Genomic DNA, 14,709 nt, shown 5'->3' on the forward strand with positions numbered 1-14,709 from the left:
GAGGATAGAGACATGAGCGTGCAAGCAATCTGCCGACCCTGTCATGGACATACTCACTACAGTTAGGACTGGTTGACCTTTCCCGGTAACGGGAAGGGAAGGGTTTAGCCGACTGTCAGATCGGCACGCCCCTATTCCAGTATCAGGTAGATCCGTCGCGACCGGACAGCAGCGCTGTGCCGTTCCCTGGCGCGCACCCTAAACCATGGGTTGCGGGCGGGAACCGTGGCCAGCGGCCGGGCCCGCGCATCCACGAATACCCCCAGGGAGGGAACTCGCATGTACGGAGAGTTGAAGATGTTACGGCGGCTGTTGATGGGTGCCGCCTCCTGCGCCGCCTTGGCTGCCACCCTGGCCGCGCCCACCGCCTTCGCCCAGAGCACGCAGCCGGCAGCGCCCGATCCGCAAGCCGCCCCTCAGGAGACCGCCCCCCAGGCCACCCCGGCCGGGCAGGGCGGCGGCGTCGAGGAAATCATCGTCACCGGGTTCCGCAAGTCGCTGGCCGACGCGCTGGAAAACAAGCGCCAGTCGAACCTGATCATCGAATCCGTCACGGCCGAAGACATGGGCAAGATGCCCGACCAGGACATCGCGGAATCGCTGCAGCGCCTGTCGGGCGTGCAGATCGACCGCGACAACGGTCAGGGCACCCGCGTGCGCATCCGCGGCCTGAGCCAGAACGTCACGGTGCTGAACGACGAGCCCTTCCTGTCCGGCCTGGAAGCCTACGCCAGCGGTGAGGGTTCCGGCGGCGGCGGCAACACCGCCACCAACTCGCTGGAAGCCATCCCGTCCGACCTGATCGCCGGCGTGGACGTCTATAAATCGCCGCAGGCCAGCCTGGTCGAAGGCGGCATGGGCGGCATCATCAACCTGAAGACCCGCTCCGCCCTGGACACCCCGCAGGGCTGGACCGTGGGCGGCAACTTCCGCATGACCACGGGCGAGCACGCCCGCATGGAGGACTGGACGCCGGTCGGCGCCATCGTCGGCACCTACAACTTCAACAACAAGATCGGCATCACGGCGGCGTTCTCGTACTCCGAGACCGACACCCATTCCGACATGATGCAGGGCCAGAACCGCAGCGGCTGGGCCATCGAGCCGGCGGCCGGCACCTCCACCAACCCGATGGCGACCATCCCGCAGAAGTACATCTCGCCCGAGCTGCTGTACTTCACCGACCGCGACACCGACCGCACCCGCATCAGCGGCCAGCTGGGCATCGACTACGCTGTCACCGACAGCCTGACCCTGAACGCCGACTGGCTGCATTCCACCTACGACATCCTGACCCAGGAAGCGTCGAACAAGCTGTGGTTCAACTCGAACGGCCTGGGCCTGGGCATCGACCCCAGCCAGCCCTACAGCATCGACAGCAACGGCGTCATCAAGTCGGCCACCATCCGCGCCCTGGGCGCGGAGGGCGACAGCGACGTGCAGAATGTCCACCTCACGGCCGACAACTTCCACTTCGGCGGCAAGTGGGACAACGGCGGGCCGTTCCGCGCCAAGTTCAAGGTCGCCTACGCCACCTCGGAATACAATTCCGACAGCGCGCAGCAGGACGTGGAGTATTCACAGTACAACGCGGCCCAACCCTGCGCCACCAGCCCCAACGGCTATTGCAATGCCCCGCTGAACCCCCTGGCCCCCGGCGGCAGCAGCCCGGTCAGCCACGGCCCGGCCTATTCCTTCAACTATGTCAACAACGGCACGCTGCCGTCGGTGTCGTACAACGCGCCCTACGCCGACCTGATCAGCAACCCCAACAACGCCGTCTTCAAGTCGGCCTGGGCGTGGAACATCCACTCCAAGGACGATTTGTGGTCCGGCCACGCGGATGGCGAGTACGACGCCGACTTCATCAAGGCGATCAAGACCACCTTCACCGCCGGCGTGCGCTACACCGACGACAAGATCAACTACAGCCTGTCGCATTATGAGCTGGACAAGTCCTCGGCCGGCCAGACCGGGTACTGCAGCAACGGCACCTGCTATGGCACCTACGGGTACTATATGGACCCGGCCATCCTGAACGAGGGCATGACCAACGCCGCCACCGGCGCCAGCCCGGGCGGCAACTTCGTCGGCGCCAGCGGCGCCCCGTCGCAGACCCCGCCGGTCATTCCCGCCCAGACGGCGCTGACGGCCCCCAACCGGGCGCAGCTGGTCAACAACTTCTTCCCCACCGGCAACGCGGGCAACAGCATCCTGGTGCAGAACCTGTCCCAGATGCAGAACCCGGTGCAGTGGCTGCAGGGCAACTTCCCGCAGTTCCCGGGCAAGATGGTGCGCGACCCCATCAACTCCTTCGTCATCGAAAGCCAGCGCGTCTCCGGCTACGCCATGGCCGACATGGGCAGCAAGGAGGATCGCTTCCACCTGAACATCGGCGCCCGCATCGTCGATACGGTGCAGAAGGTGACGGCCGGCGCCCTGCCCGCCAACCCCATCTACATCTCCGACGAATCCTGGGACGGCTCCAACGCCATCACCAACCCGGATGTCGTCACGGCGGAACGGCACTACACGGACATCCTGCCCAGCATGAACCTGGTGCTGGACGTGGCGCCGGACCAGAAGGTCCGCTTCTCCGCCGCCCGCGTCATGTCCCCGCCCAGTCCCTATGACCTGGGCCGCGGTGCGCAGTACAACTTCACCCGCGAAACCAACACGGCGGGCAAGCAGGGCTTCGCCTTCGTGGGCGGCAGCGGCGGCAATCCCAACCTGGATCCCTTCCGCGCCACGCAGATCGACATCGGCTATGAATGGTACTTCGGTGAGCAGGGCGCGCTGACCTTCGGCGGCTTCTACAAGTCCATCGACACCTTCATCCAGACGCAGACCACCTCCATCACCGTGATGGACGATTTCGGCGGCAGCACCGCCGGCTTCACCGCCCCCAGCAACGGCGCCGGCGGCAGCATCAAGGGTTTCGAAATCGGGGCGCAGTATGCCTTCGACTTCGGCGTCGGCTTCAACGCCAACTACACCTACTCGCTGTCCACCTCGTCCACCCACACCGACTTCGCGCAGGACCTGCCCATCCCCGGCGTGTCGCTGCACGCCCTGACGGCGCAGACCTACTATCAGAGGGGTGGCCTGGAAGCCCGCCTGTCCTACAGCTGGCGGTCCAGCGCCGTGAACGGCGACGCCATCGGCTCCACCTTCGCCATCCTGGACGCCACCACCAACAAGTCGGTGACCTACGGCGTGTTCAGCCGGCCCTACGGCCAGCTGGACGCCCAGATCGCCTACCAGTTCACGCCTGAGTTCGGCATCACCTTCGAGGCCATCAACCTGACTGATGAGTCTCAGGAGACCTACCTGCAGTTCAAGAACCAACCCTTCACCTACGTGAACGCGGGTCGCCGCTTCATGCTGGGCGGCCGGTTCAAGTTCGGCAGCTGATGCCCATGAGCTGCGGGGGCCGGTCCGGCGGCGACGCCGGGCCGGATCCTGCAGAAACCGGGGGCCTTTCCAGTACCTGCTTTCCGAAGGGCCCTTGTTGCCGGGGGGCGGCCGGGTTTGGCCGTTTCCCGGGCCTTCTTCTTGATCTCCCTTCTTTGCGCATACCCTCTCCCCGGGGACTATGCGCCCACTCCGGGCGGCATGATTGCGATCGTGCCGCCCTTTCTTTTTTGTGCCATTACAGGAGTAGTGACAGCTGGTACCGAGGGGAGCGATGCCACATGGGGAATGACGCCCGGAAACCGACGATCATCGATGTCGCCCGGGTGTCCGGGGTTTCCATCAAGACCGTGTCCCGCGTGCTGAACGGCGAGCCTTACGTCAACCGCGCCACCTTGGACAAGGTGATGAAGGCCATCCATGACCTGGGCTACCACCCCAACATGTCGGCGCGCACGCTGGCCGGCAAACGATCCTATCTGCTGGGCCATCTCTACGGCGATCCGGCCGGCCCCTACACCATGGAAATCCAGGTGGGCCTGCTGAACCGCTGCCGCGCGCGGGGCTATCACCTGCTGATCGAGGAGATCGACTATCGTGGCCAGGATGTGGAGCGGCGGGTGCGCGCCGTGCTGGACTGGCTGCGCCCCGACGGCGTGGTGCTGACCGCCCCCATCACCGACGAACCGCGCGTGCTGTCCGTGCTGACGGAAAGCGGCATACCCCTGGTGCGGGTTACGGCGGAAAGCGGCGGCGACACCTTCTCCTCCGTCTGGATCGATGAGCGGCAGGCGGCGGCGGCCCTGACCCGCCACCTGCTGTCGCTGGGCCACCGCCGCATCGGCCTGATCAAGGGCCCCGCCAACCACGGCGCCACCGAGCGCCGCCACCGGGGCTATCGCGACGCGCTAGCGGAGCTGGGCATCGCCGAGGATCCGGACCTGATCGAGCAAGGCGCCTTCACCTTCCCCTCCGCCCTGCCCTGCGCCGAGCGGCTGCTGAGTTTGCCGGAGCCCCCCACCGCCATCTTCGCCTGCAATGACGAGATGGCGGCCGCCGTCATCGTCGTGGCCCAGGCGCGGGGCCTGAGCTTGCCCGACGACTTGTCGGTGGCCGGCTTCGACGACTGCCCCATCGCCAGCATGACCTGGCCGCCCTTGACCACCGTGCGCCAGCCCATGCGCAAGCTGGGGGAGGAGGCGGCGGACCTGCTGATCTCCCGCCTTATGGAGCGCCCGCGCGGCGACGCCACCGTGCCCCACCGCCTCGTGTCGCATGACCTGGTGGTGCGCGCCTCCACCGCCCGGCCAAAAGCGCAGAGCCCGGCGCGCCGCCGCGCCAGGAAGGCGGGCTAGGACCTGCCGCGCGTATTGGGTGAAATCATCAGTGAAACGGAACGGGAGGAAAGCGATGGCTCAGCACATTGACGGTGCCGGTGGTGCGCGGAACCCCACGTCGGTCGGGCGCAGGGGCGATCGCGAACTCGTCATCACACGGACATTCGACGCGCCGCCGAGCACGGTTTACAGGGCGTGGGGCCAGCCAGAGCTGTTCCAGCGCTGGTGGGTGCCGAAATCGGTACCCGGCATTTCTCTCGTATCGTGCGACCTGGACATCCGTACCGGCGGAAAGTATCGCCTGGAATTCGCCGCCGGCGGCTCGGACACCATGGCCTTCTACGGCAAATATATCGAGGTGGTGCCTAACGAGCGCATCGTCTGGACCAATGACGAGGGCGAAGAGGGCGCGATCACCACCGTGACCTTCGAGGACCTGGGCGGGAAGACGCTGCTGACTTTCCACGAAGCCTATCCATCCAAGGAGGCGCTTGAGGAAGCGCTGCAGGGCTCGGCGGCGGCGCTGCCGGAGCAGCTGGGACAGCTGGGCGACCTGCTTTCCAGCATGGTCGTGCCCTAACGGGCCAGGTCGCGCAAGGCGGCCACGGTCGCCGCCGCCAGGGCCGGGTCGGTGCGGACCCCGGGCGGCACCGCCTGATCGAACAGCAGGCGTGCGGGGCCGGGTGAGAGCACCAGCACGCGATGGGCCAGGGCCACCGCCTCCATCAGGTCATGGGTGATCAGCAGCGTGGGCACCGGCCGGCGCAGGAGTTGCTCCGCCAGGACGGCGCGGGCCAGGCGCTGGTTGCCCTCATCCAGGGAGGCGAAGGGCTCGTCCAACAGCAGGGCCTGGGCATCCACCGCCAGGGCGCGGGCCAGCGCCAGCCGCCGCGCCATGCCCAGGGACAGCTGCGAGGCCCAGACGTCCGCCTGGGCCGCCAGGCCCAGGCGCTCCAACAGCCGCTCGCCCTCCGCCGGGTCGGCGCCGGCCAGGGCCAGGTTCTGCCGCACGGTGCGCCAGGGCAGCAGGCGCGGCTGCTGGAAAACGACGCCCAGGTTGGGAACCGGGCGCGCACCCTCCCCGCTCCACCGCACGGTGCCCGTGACCCCGCGATCCAGCCCGGCCACCAGACGCAGCAGGGTGCTCTTGCCGCAACCGGAGGGGCCGACCACGGCCATCACCTCACCCTCGTCCAGGCTGAACGCCAGGCTGCCCAGTACCGGCCGGCCGGCCAGGCGTTTCTCACGGATGTCGACGATAAGCCGGGTCACGACGCCCTCCACCGCGCCGCCCGGCGCTCCAGCGGTTGCAGGGCCGCCCATTCGATGACCTGGACGATGAGGATGAAGGCCAGGGCGTAGGCCAGGATGTGGGCCACGTCGAACAGCTGGAAATAGACCTGGATCTGGAAGCCGACGCCGTCGCTGCGGCCCAGCAGCTCCACCACCAGCACGATCTTCCAGATCAGCGCCAGGCCGGAGCGGGTGGCGGCGAACAGGTAGGGCAGCAACTGCGGCAGCACGATATGGCGCAGGGTGGCCGCGCGGCCGTAGCGGAAGACCCGCCCCATCTCCAGCAACTCCGCGTCCAGGGCCCGCACGCCCTCGCGCACGGTGACGGCGGTGGTGGGCAGCTTGTTCAGCGCCACGGCCGCGATGGCCGCCGCCTCCGTCAGGCCAAACCAGACATAGAGCAGGACGATCAGCACCAGGGCCGGCAGGTTCAGCAGCAACAGCAGCGCGCTGTCCAGCCACAAATCCACCGTGCGCCACCAGCCCATGGCCAGGCCCAGCGCCGTGCCCGCCCCCATGGCCAGCAGGAAGGACGCCGCCACCCGGGCCAGGGTGATGCCGACATGGTGGGGCAAGACGCCCGACGCCGTCTCACGCGCCATGACGGCCAGCACGGTGGAGGCCGGCGGCGCCAGGGGGCTGGCCGCCAGGCGCCCCGCCGCCTCCCACGCCAGCAGCAGGACCAGGACCGACAGCGCACGGATCAGCCAGGCCCGGCCCCGGTCCGCCGCCTCCCGACTCACCAAGATTGCGCCGCCTGCCAGAAGGTGCCGGCCGGCAGCGTGTCGCCACCGCCGCCCACCAGCGCCGGTCCGCCCACCGAGGCCAGCACCTGGTACAGCTGGGCGGCGGCCTCTTGTTCCGCTGGCCCCCAATGGCGGGGAATGCCGCGCCGGTACCAGTCGCGCAAGGCGTCGAACTCCGCATCGCTGCCGGCGTCGGCCAGGGCGCGCAGCGTGGGCCATTCCGCCTCGTCCTTGACCAGCAGGTCGCGCGCCTGGCGGCTGGCGGCGATGAAGCCCTCCAGCACGGCGCCATTGGCCTTGGCCCAGCGTTCGGAGAAGACGTAGCCCACCATGGGCGGCGTGCCCTGGACGCCCAGCCCGGTCACCGCGTCCTCAACCGTCAGCAGGCGGCGTTGCCCGGCCGCCTGACCCTTGGCGGCGAAGGGCCAATAGGTCAGCAGGGCGTCCAGCCGGCCGGCCGCCAGCGCGTTGGCCAGCAGGGGCGGGGCGCCGAAGGTCTTCTCCGCCGTCCGGTCCAGGTCGATGCCGGCCTGGCGCTGGGCATAGGCACGCAGGATCAGCCAGTTCTTGTCCAACGCCCCGCCGGCGATGCCCAGGCGGCGGCCGGGCAGGTCGGGCACCGTGGCCACGGGCCCCTGCGCCGGGGCCATCAACGCGCCGGCGGAATTGGAAAAGGGGATGAAGGTCCAGTCGCCACCGCCCGACCCTCCCTGGGCCGCCCGCTGCCGCGCCACCCACAGCCAATCCACGGCGATGGTGTCCACCTGGCCCGCCTGCAGCGCCACCTGCGTCGCCTGGCCGGTGGCAAATTCCTGGGGGGCGACGGTCAGGCCGTGGGCGGCGTCCAGCCCGTGGCGACGGATGACGTCCAGTTCCCACGACACGGTGCCGTAGCGCAGCACGCCCACACGCAAGGCCGGCGCACCGGCGGCTTTGGTCCGAAGGGGCGCCAACCCAGCCGCGAGACCCGTGGCCGTCAGGTGGCCCAGCAGGCGGCGGCGTGTCATGGTCATGGGGGCATCCTCCGCGCCCGGCCAGGGCGCCGGACCCAGAGTGGTCTCTGGGGTTGTTCCTGGTTTCGGTGGTCATTATCGGGCCGCCGGCTTCACCCCTGTCAACCCGGGCCCTCTACGACTATAGAATGAGACAGCACGCTGATTTATGGCCCTGATTTCCTATGGCGGCCCCGGATGCCACGGGCCATTATTGATCGGTGGTTCCTGGTCTGACACTCAAGGAGACGGCGGAAATGCCCAACCGCCGCCATGGCCTGATCGGCGTGTATCCCATAGGCGTGATCCTGTCCGGCCTGCTGCTGGCCGGACAGGCGGCGCATGCCGCACCACCCGCCGCCGCAAAGACCCCCGCCGCCACACCCAAGCCGGATGCCAAGCCCGATCCTGTCGCCAACATCGCCTATCTGGCGCTGGTGCAGAAGCGGGTGCTGCCGCAAAGCTTCCTGGACCAACCGCCGGAGGACGACGGCGTGCAGGGCGCCCGCCTGGGCCTGGCCGACAACATCACCACCGGCCGCTTCATCCACCAGGCCTATCATCTGGAAGAGGCGCTGGAACCAGACGCCGACGCCGTGGTTGCGGCCTTCAGGAAACTGGTGGCCCAAGGTTATCGCGCCTTCGTCACCGACGTGCCGGCCGACCTGCTGCTGCGCCTGGCCGACTTGGCCGAAGCCAAGGACGCCACGCTGCTGGACGCCACCAGCACCGACGATGCCCTGCGCGGCGAGCAGTGCCGGCGCAACGTCCTGCACCTGCTGCCCAGCCGCGCCATGCTGGCCGACGCCCTGATGCAGTACCTGACCATCAAGAACTGGCGCGACATTCTGCTGGTGGCGGGGCCCAACCCCGAGGACACGCTGTATGCCGACGCGCTGCGCAAATCGGCGCGCAAATTCCGCCTGAAGATCGTGGCGGACAAGCCCTGGACCTATGACCCCGGTGCCCGGCGCACCGACACCGGCCACTACGCCATCGGGGCCGAGGTGGCGCGCTTCACCCAAGGCATCAAGTACGACGTGCTGGTGGTGGCGGATGAGGGCGACAATTTCGGCGATGAGCTGGGCTATCGCGCCACCGACCCCCGGCCCGTGGCCGGCACCCAGGGCCTGATGCCCGCCGCCTGGGCCCGCCCCTTTGAGCAGTGGGGCGCCACGCAACTGCAGGCGCGCTTCCTGAAGCAGGCCGGCCGCTGGATGACGGAGCGGGACTACGGCGCCTGGATGGCGGTGCGGGCCCTGGGCGAGGCCGCCACCCGGGGCGGCAGCGTGGAGGGGGCGGCCATGACCGCCTACCTGCGCAAGCCCGAGTTCGAGTTGGCGGCCTTCAAGGGCGCGCGGCTCAGCTTCCGCGCCTGGGACGGGCAGCTGCGCCAGCCGGTGCTGCTGGCCGACGCGCGCTCACTGGTGTCCGTCTCGCCCCAGCCGGGCTTCCTGCACGAGACATCGGAACTGGATACGCTGGGTCCCGACCAGCCGGAGACGACATGTCATCCAAAGTGAAATGCTTAGCGGTGTTGGCCGCCCTGCTGACCACCACCCCCGCCCTGGCCGAACGGCTGCTGGTGTCCAATGAAAAGGACAACACCATCACGGTGGTGGACGCCGGGACGCTGGCCGTCGTCAAGACGGTGAAGGTGGGCGCCCGGCCGCGCGGCATCGCCCTGTCCAAGGACGGCAAGTCGCTCTATATCTGCACCAGCGACGCCGACCATATCGAGGTGCTGGATCTGGCCAGCCTGACGGTCAGCCGCACCCTGCCCAGCGGCCCGGACCCGGAGCTGTTCACCCTCAGCCCCGACGGCAAGACGCTGTACGTCTCCAACGAGAACGACAACATGGTGTCGGTGCTGGACATCGCCACCGGCCGCATCGTCACCGAGATCCCCGTGGGGGTGGAGCCGGAGGGCATGGGCATCAGCCCGGACGGCAAGATCCTGGTGAACACGTCGGAAACCACCAGCATGGCCCATTTCATCGACACCCAAACCCACGAGGTGCTGGCCAACGTGCTGGTGGGCAGCCGGCCGCGCGTGGCGCAGTGGACCAAGGACGGGTCGCTGGTGTGGGTGTCGGCCGAGGTGGGCGGCACCGTCAGCATCATCGACGCCACCCAGCGCAAGGTCATCCAGACCATCCATTTCGAGATCCCCGGGGTGCCGAAGGAATCCATCCAGCCGGTGGGCATTCAGTTGACCGCCGACGGCACCACCGCCTTCGTTGCGCTGGGCCCCGCCAACCGCGTCGCCGTCATCGATACCCATAGCTACCAGGTCAAGAAGTACCTGCTGGTGGGCCAGCGGGTGTGGAACCTGGCCTTCTCCGGCGACGGCAAACGGTTGTACACCACCAACGGCGTCAGCAACGATTTGTCGGTCATCGACGTCGACGCGCTGAAGGTGGTGAAGTCGGTGCCGGTGGGCCGCCTGCCCTGGGGCGTGGTGGTGGCGCCGTGACGCCAGCCCCGCAGCTTGCCACCGCGGCCTTGGATGTATCGGGCCTCAGCCATGCCTTCGGTCCCCGCCAGGTCCTGCGCGACGTGGGCTTCAGCCTGGCCCCCGGCGACTTCACCGTGCTGCTGGGCCTGAACGGGGCGGGCAAGACCACGCTGTTCGCCTTGGTCACCCGCCTGTACCACAGCCGGCAGGGGCGCATCACCGTCTTCGGCCACGACATCCGCCGCCAGCCTTCCTCCGCCCTGGCCGCCATGGGCGTGGTGTTCCAGCAGCCCACCCTGGACCTGGACCTGACGGTGCGGCAGAACCTGGCCTATCACGCCAGCCTGCACGGCCTGGCCGGATCCCGCGCCCGCATCCGCATCGACGAGGAGCTGGAGCGCGTGGGCCTGGCCGACCGGCAAAACACGCGGGTGCGCCAGTTGTCCGGCGGCCAGCGGCGGCGGGTGGAACTGGCCCGCGCCCTGGTGCATGACCCGGCCCTGCTGCTGTTGGATGAGCCCACCGTGGGCCTGGACATCGAAAGCCGTCGATTCCTGATCGACCATGTCCGCCACCTGTGCCGCAGCCGGGATATGGCCGTGCTGTGGGCCACCCACCTGATCGATGAGGCCGACGACACCGCCAAGGTCATCGTCCTGCACCAGGGGCAAGTGCTGGACCAGGGGCCCGTGCCCCAGGTCGCGTCCCGCGCCGGCGTGCCCACCCTGCGCGCCGCCTTCGACACCCTGACACGTCAGCATCAAGGGGGGGCCGCGCGATGACCCCCATCCACTACGCCCGCTGCCTGGGCGGCATCGTGAAGCGCGAGGCGCTGCGCTGGACGCAACAGCGCGGCCGCTTCTTTTCCGCCCTGGTGCGGCCGCTGGTGTGGCTGGCCATCTTCGCGGCTGGATTCCACTTCGTCCTGGGCGTCTCCATCATCCCGCCCTATGAAACCTACATCCCGTACGAGGTCTATATCGCCCCGGGCTTGCTGGCCATGATCCAGCTGTTCAACGGCATGCAAAGCTCCCTTTCCATGGTTTACGACCGGGAAATGGGCAGCATGAAGACCCTGCTGGTCAGCCCCTTCCCCCGTTGGTTCCTGCTGACGGCCAAGCTGCTGGCCAGCGTGGTGGTGTCGGTGGTGCAGGCCTACATCTTCCTGGCCATCGCCTGGTTCTGGGAGATCGATCCGCCGCCGCTGGGCTATCTGTCGGTGCTGCCGGCCCTGATCCTGTCGGGCCTGATGCTGGGCGCGCTGGGCCTGGTTCTGTCCTCCTTCATCCGCCAGCTGGAAAACTTCGCCGGGGTGATGAACTTCGTCATCTTCCCCATGTTCTTCGCCTCCTCCGCCCTCTATCCGCTGTGGCGGGTGAAGGAAAGCAGCCTCACGCTCTATTGGATTTGCCAGGCCAACCCCTTCACCCACGCGACGGAGCTGATCCGCTTCGCGCTGTACGGCCAGATGGCGCCGCTGTCGGCCGGGGTGGTGGCGGGGGCCACGCTGCTGTTCATGATCCTGGCGGTCTGGGGCTATGACCCTGGCCGCGGCCTGCTGGCCCGACGGGGCGGCGGCGGCGAGTGAAGAGGGTTTGCCCATGCGCGTCCTGTTGAGCCTCACCCTGATCCTGGCGGCCGGCACCGCCCTGGCCGCCCCGCCCCCGCCCGCCGGTCAGACCGACCCCGACTGGCCCTGCCACCAGCGGCTGGTGCCGCAGCTGACAGCCGCCACCTACTGGGGCGGGCCACCCCTGCCGGAGCATGTGGACTGGCGCACCGACAAGCGGGTGGCGGCGGTGGTGCAGGCCACGGCACCGCGTGAGATCCCGGCCGATGAGGGCGAAAAGGCCCTGACCCGCTTTGCCGACAGGGTGCCCAAGGGCCAGCGTACGGCCCTCTATCCCAAGGTCTTCGCCGGCATCGTCGAAGAGATCAACAGCCAGCGTGGCGGCGTCATCACCCGCATCCAGGAGCTGGCGCACCGCCAGCGCGACATGGGCGACCTGGTGTCCAAAGCCACCACCGAGCTGCAGGCCATCCCGGCCGAGACCGCCGACCCGGACAAGCAGCAGCAGCGGGCGGAGATCGTGCAGCGCCGCGGCTATCTCATCCGCACTTTCGAGGAGGTGGAGCGCACGCTGCGCTACACCTGCGAGGTGCCGGTGGATTTGGAGGCGCGGCTGGGCGCTTACGCGCGGGTGCTGACAAACCGCCTGCCGTCGTAACGCCGCCACACCCTTTTTTCATTCCCCACCCTCACCGCCATGGTATAGTGCCGCCTCCTTCAAGTTGAGTGGGCGGTTACATCATGCTGGGCGAACTGAAGGCCGAACATTTCCTGCCGCTGGTCGATCAGGAATTCACGGTTATGTATCCTGATTACCAGACGTCCTTGCTATTATACAAGGTCGAGCATGGCAAAAAGAGCCCGTCACCGGGCCGCTTCCGCGAACCGTTCTCTCTTTTCTTCAATGGCACCGACGCCAATACGGTGCTGCATCAGCAGAACCACCCGCTAACGCACCCCACCCTGGGCACGCTGGAAATTTTCCTGGTGCCTCTAGGACGCAATGAGGACGGCACTTTCTACTACCAAGCCGTCTTCGGCTGACCCGTCGTCGGCTGATCCAGGTGCCGCCCCGGCTGGGGCGGACGCGGCATTGAACCGACGGGAAACGCCGGCGGCCGTCAGGACGCCGGCGTCTTCCAGTGCAACAGGATGTAGGGGCCGACCGGCTCAATGTCGATGAAGCCCAGGCGCCGATACAGGCGGAGGGCGGGGTTGCTTTGCTCCACATGAATGGAGCAGAGGGCGTATCCACCCTCGCGTGCCACATCCTGCACCCAGCGTAGCAGCGCGCCGCCCAGCCCCCGGCCACGCCAGTCCGGCATCAGGCCGATCTCCACGATACGCAGGTCCGACCGATTGTGGCGGAACAGATAAAGACGGCCGATGGGCAGGCCCGCCATTTCCACGATCAGGAAATCGGCATCGTGGTAGTGCATGTCGTAATGCGCGGCCTGAAGACGCGCCTGGTCCCGCAGGAAAGCCAGGCGTTCTTCATCCGACCAGGGCGCGGCCCGCATCTCTTCCCACCGGTGGGAGATGTAAAGGTCGCGTACGAAGTCGGTGTCCTCCTCCCACTTGGTCCGCAGGGACAAGCCCTGCGCGGCCAAAGGCTCGGGAAGCACCAATGCCGGCAATTCAGCGACGGCGTTATCCATGGCCAAGGCACCCAGCAGTCAAACCGTCCCTCTTGCTGCGCATCACGGACGGACGGGGAAGTCACCGTACTGGCAGATGCAGAAGTTGACCACCAGGTAGGGCTGGTCATTGGCACGCGGCGCTGTCGATGCCGAGCCGGCCGCACCGATGCTGTTGGCGGCCAGGGAAAAGCCTGTCGGCGCCGTGGACGTCGGCGTCGCATACATGAATTCACCCTGCGTGCGCGACAGGTAGGTCGCGGCCGTCGGCGCCTTCACCAGCAGCGTGTTATTGCTGGGGGCCTCGACATTCATCGCGTGATTGTGCGCCGGGAAATTGCTGGACGTCAGAACCACCGTGTCCGCCCCGCCAGTCTGTCCCAGCGTGCGCGGCGTAAGCCCGACGCCGGTACCCGTGGCCACCGGAATACGGCCCAGCATGTTGGGCAGGTTGAAGTAGGTTTGCAGATCGCCGCCGTAGGTGTTGCCGATGATGGCATAGAGGACGTTGTTCTGCGGAATGCCCACCTGCTGGCCATTGCACTGGGACCAGTTGGCGGGTGGGAAGGTGAAAGCGAAAGCGCGGATTTCACCGGTGAACGGATCAGCCATGGTGGGATTCCTCGCGGGGCATGGATGGACGAAGATGACGGTCCGGACCGGGTCCGGCGGATACCGTTCAGTTGCGGCTGGGATAAATGCCCTGAATGGCGATGATGTACTCCAGGGCGATGAAAGGCATCATGTTCGCGTGCGGCAAGGCCGCGCCGCCGGTGGTGCCCAGGGCGTCCTGGATGAAGGTCGTGTAAAGTTGCCCGATGGTGCCTGCCGGGTCAGCCGTGTAAGGCCCATTCACGCTCGCCCCGGTATTCTGGGCGATCATATTGCCCGAGACGGTCGTCGCGGTGGCAGCGATGGTGCTGGCGTAGAAGGGGTGGGTGTGGGCGGGAATGTTGTTCTGGGTCAGCGTCACGGTTTCGGTGCCGCCATTCTGCCCCAGAACCCGATTGCTCAGGCCCGTACCCTGCCCTTGGCCGATGGGCGTGCGCCCCCGGTAGTCAGGCAGGTTAAAGGTAGTGACGCCATTGCCGCCGTAGGTGGTGACGATCAACGCGAACAGCGCCTGATTCTGACTGATGGCCAGAGCCGTGCCATCACACGCAGCCCAGTCCTTCGGAACATACGTGCCGGCGAAAATGCGGATTTCGCCCAGGAAGCATTCGGACATGCGAGTCCTCCCCTACTTCGAACAGTGGGAATGG

The 14,709-nt window shown here is 67.5% G+C and carries 15 protein-coding genes; 9 read left to right on the plus strand and 6 right to left on the minus strand.

Going from position 1 to position 14,709, the window contains the following annotated elements:
- Window positions 1-279: 279 nt before the first annotated feature.
- The 3 genes from FBZ89_RS13540 (at window position 280) to FBZ89_RS13550 (ending at window position 5,331) form a co-directional block, all read left to right on the plus strand.
- On the plus strand, window positions 280-3,414 hold the full coding sequence (locus tag FBZ89_RS13540) for a TonB-dependent receptor (protein WP_145750500.1): 3,135 nt from the start codon (window positions 280-282) through the stop codon (window positions 3,412-3,414).
- A 281-nt stretch (window positions 3,415-3,695) separates the two neighbouring features.
- Window positions 3,696-4,769 carry a LacI family DNA-binding transcriptional regulator gene (locus FBZ89_RS13545; RefSeq protein ID WP_145750501.1) on the plus strand — a complete coding sequence of 358 codons (1,074 nt, stop codon included), beginning with the start codon at window positions 3,696-3,698 and terminating at the stop codon, window positions 4,767-4,769.
- A 55-nt stretch (window positions 4,770-4,824) separates the two neighbouring features.
- The gene (locus FBZ89_RS13550) at window positions 4,825-5,331 is read left to right on the plus strand and encodes an SRPBCC family protein (RefSeq protein WP_145750502.1); all 507 of its coding nucleotides are present in this window, start codon (window positions 4,825-4,827) and stop codon (window positions 5,329-5,331) included.
- On the opposite strand, the gene FBZ89_RS13555 is transcribed toward FBZ89_RS13550, so the two are convergent.
- From FBZ89_RS13555 to FBZ89_RS13565, 3 genes are read right to left on the minus strand one after another with little or no spacing between them, the layout of a single operon-like run.
- Entirely contained in the window at window positions 5,328-6,023 is a 696-nt protein-coding gene (locus FBZ89_RS13555) for an ATP-binding cassette domain-containing protein (protein WP_186457346.1), read from the minus strand. The two genes, FBZ89_RS13550 and FBZ89_RS13555, sit on opposite strands and share 4 nt — an antisense overlap.
- A complete protein-coding gene (locus FBZ89_RS13560) occupies window positions 6,020-6,787 on the minus strand; it encodes an ABC transporter permease (RefSeq protein WP_145750614.1) in 768 nt (255 codons plus the stop codon). Before FBZ89_RS13560 ends, FBZ89_RS13555 begins: the two co-directional genes overlap by 4 nt.
- Window positions 6,784-7,803 (minus strand): ABC transporter substrate-binding protein, encoded by a 1,020-nt coding sequence (locus FBZ89_RS13565; RefSeq protein WP_145750504.1) that lies wholly within the window; start codon window positions 7,801-7,803, stop codon window positions 6,784-6,786. The genes FBZ89_RS13560 and FBZ89_RS13565 overlap by 4 nt, the downstream gene beginning before the upstream one ends.
- Window positions 7,804-8,039: 236 nt before the next feature.
- On the opposite strand from FBZ89_RS13565, the gene FBZ89_RS13570 reads away from it, so the two are divergent.
- The 6 genes from FBZ89_RS13570 to FBZ89_RS13595 all read left to right on the plus strand — a co-directional run bounded on the left by FBZ89_RS13570 (window position 8,040) and on the right by FBZ89_RS13595 (window position 12,854).
- Window positions 8,040-9,305, plus strand: coding sequence for an ABC transporter substrate-binding protein (locus FBZ89_RS13570; protein ID WP_145750505.1), 1,266 nt, complete (start codon window positions 8,040-8,042; stop codon window positions 9,303-9,305).
- Entirely contained in the window at window positions 9,290-10,258 is a 969-nt protein-coding gene (locus FBZ89_RS13575) for a PQQ-dependent catabolism-associated beta-propeller protein (protein ID WP_186457347.1), read from the plus strand. Before FBZ89_RS13570 ends, FBZ89_RS13575 begins: the two co-directional genes overlap by 16 nt.
- Window positions 10,255-11,022: an ABC transporter ATP-binding protein gene (locus FBZ89_RS13580; protein ID WP_246172183.1), complete on the plus strand. Its 768-nt coding sequence runs from the start codon at window positions 10,255-10,257 to the stop codon at window positions 11,020-11,022. The genes FBZ89_RS13575 and FBZ89_RS13580 overlap by 4 nt, the downstream gene beginning before the upstream one ends.
- Window positions 11,019-11,828 carry an ABC transporter permease gene (locus FBZ89_RS13585; protein ID WP_145750506.1) on the plus strand — a complete coding sequence of 270 codons (810 nt, stop codon included), beginning with the start codon at window positions 11,019-11,021 and terminating at the stop codon, window positions 11,826-11,828. The genes FBZ89_RS13580 and FBZ89_RS13585 overlap by 4 nt, the downstream gene beginning before the upstream one ends.
- A gap of 13 nt (window positions 11,829-11,841) precedes the next feature.
- Complete coding sequence (locus tag FBZ89_RS13590; RefSeq protein ID WP_145750507.1) at window positions 11,842-12,468, plus strand: hypothetical protein; 627 nt, start codon at window positions 11,842-11,844, stop codon at window positions 12,466-12,468.
- An 83-nt stretch (window positions 12,469-12,551) separates the two neighbouring features.
- Complete coding sequence (locus FBZ89_RS13595) at window positions 12,552-12,854, plus strand: DUF6916 family protein (RefSeq protein ID WP_145750508.1); 303 nt, start codon at window positions 12,552-12,554, stop codon at window positions 12,852-12,854.
- A 77-nt stretch (window positions 12,855-12,931) separates the two neighbouring features.
- Here the strand turns inward: FBZ89_RS13595 and FBZ89_RS13600 are convergent, their stop codons facing one another.
- From FBZ89_RS13600 to FBZ89_RS13610, 3 genes are all read right to left on the minus strand, one after another.
- Window positions 12,932-13,468: a GNAT family N-acetyltransferase gene (locus tag FBZ89_RS13600; protein ID WP_145750509.1), complete on the minus strand. Its 537-nt coding sequence runs from the start codon at window positions 13,466-13,468 to the stop codon at window positions 12,932-12,934.
- Between the two features lie 42 nt (window positions 13,469-13,510).
- Window positions 13,511-14,059: a phage tail protein gene (locus FBZ89_RS13605; RefSeq protein WP_145750510.1), complete on the minus strand. Its 549-nt coding sequence runs from the start codon at window positions 14,057-14,059 to the stop codon at window positions 13,511-13,513.
- 67 nt (window positions 14,060-14,126) lie between these two features.
- The gene (locus tag FBZ89_RS13610; protein ID WP_145750511.1) at window positions 14,127-14,675 is read right to left on the minus strand and encodes a phage tail protein; all 549 of its coding nucleotides are present in this window, start codon (window positions 14,673-14,675) and stop codon (window positions 14,127-14,129) included.
- Between the last annotated feature and the right edge of the window lie 34 nt (window positions 14,676-14,709).

The sequence above is a fragment of the Nitrospirillum amazonense genome (assembly GCF_007828045.1).
GTDB classification, from domain to species: domain Bacteria; phylum Pseudomonadota; class Alphaproteobacteria; order Azospirillales; family Azospirillaceae; genus Nitrospirillum; species Nitrospirillum amazonense_C.